The organism is Lactobacillus laiwuensis (assembly GCF_019972835.1).
GTDB lineage: Bacteria > Bacillota > Bacilli > Lactobacillales > Lactobacillaceae > Lactobacillus > Lactobacillus laiwuensis.
In genome coordinates this window covers 1-1,314 of record NZ_BPPB01000040.1, presented here as the reverse complement: position 1 = coordinate 1,314, position 1,314 = coordinate 1, and the positions used below count along the sequence as shown (strand labels likewise).

Annotated in this window: 2 protein-coding genes; both read left to right on the top strand. The window is 33.6% G+C overall.

Annotation, left to right across the window (positions count from 1 at the left end; translation table 11 throughout):
• The first annotated feature begins 50 nt into the window (after positions 1 to 50).
• Entirely contained in the window at positions 51 to 575 is a 525-nt protein-coding gene (locus tag LDM92_RS09785) for a helix-turn-helix domain-containing protein (RefSeq protein WP_223903068.1), read from the top strand.
• Positions 512 to 1,314: IS3 family transposase (locus LDM92_RS09780; protein WP_223903069.1), on the top strand; the 803-nt coding region annotated here is incomplete at its 3' end. The genes LDM92_RS09785 and LDM92_RS09780, both read left to right, overlap by 64 nt.

The window sequence follows — 1,314 nt, the reverse complement described above, 5'->3', positions numbered from 1 at the left end:
TGAAGTTAACCCCCGGAATTGGACAAAGATTCCAATTCGGGGGTTTTCTTATGTCTAAATATTTACTAAAAACAAAATTAGAAGCAGTAGATTTGTATCAAAGAGGATTTAGTACAAAAGAAATTCAAGAGAAATTACATATCATATCACGTAGATCTATTGATGGTTGGATCAATAATTATCAACGGTATGGTAACAGAGGCCTGGAAAAAAGCTTTTCTAAGACAAGATATAGTGGTCAATTTAAATTAGAAGTCTTAAACTGGAGAAAAGAACATAGTGCCAGCTATCAAATTACTGCCAATCATTTTAATATTAAACAACATTCCACTATTGCGAATTGGCAAAGAAAATTAAATGAAGGCGGTGTTGATGCTTTATTTATTAAGCCAGGACGACCATTAATGCATAAAAAGAAAATTAAAGCAAAGAAGCATAAATATACTTCTCAAAAGTTAACTGAACTTGAACGTCTACGTTTAGAGAATCGTGCATTGCATGTAGAAAATGAATATCTAAAAAAACTAGATGCCTTAGTTCAGAAGCGCGGACATCGGACGAAGAAAGATCTATAGTTAATGAACTAAGGCAAGAATTTGGCTTTAAATTAAAAGAAATATTACCCTACACAAGTTTGTCTAAAAGTACATTCGAGTACCATCCTCATCCAAAAAAGAAGCTGATCAGTGATAAAGCACTTGTTTCAATTATCAAAATGATAAAGAAGCATCATGCCAGTTATGGATACTGGCCCGTAACTGATACGCTGAGGATGACTTATCGCCTAATGGTTAATCATAAACGTGTTCAACGCTTAATGCGTGAGAACAATTTAGGAGCTAATAAATATAATCTGAGAGCCGGTAAATATGATTCTTCAAAGGGTCCACAAAATAAGAAAGCTAAGAATCGGTTCCATCAAAAGTTTAAGACTGATAGACCATATCAAAAGGTCGTAACTGATATTAGTGAATTTAGATATGGGAACATGACTATCCGCGATCGTGTATATTTATCGCCATTTAAGGACTTATTCAGCGGTGAAATTATTAGTTATACGATCACCGATCGTCCATTAACAAGATATGTTCTAGAAGGATTAGAGGGAGTGTTTACTGCAAGACCCAAGCTATTAAATTATCGAATGACAATCCATAGTGATCAAGGAATTCAATATCAATCTAATCCATATCGACATGCTTTACGAAAACATAAAGTATTTCAAAGCATGTCACGAAGAGCTACATGTCATGATAATGCAGCTATGGAAAGTTTCTTTCACATTATGAAAGTTGAAATGAATTATTTTACACA

Coding starts and splice junctions, on each gene's coding strand:
- LDM92_RS09785 (WP_223903068.1), top strand. CDS start 51: ATGTCTAAATATTTACTAAAAACAAAATTAGAAGCAGTAGATTTGTAT.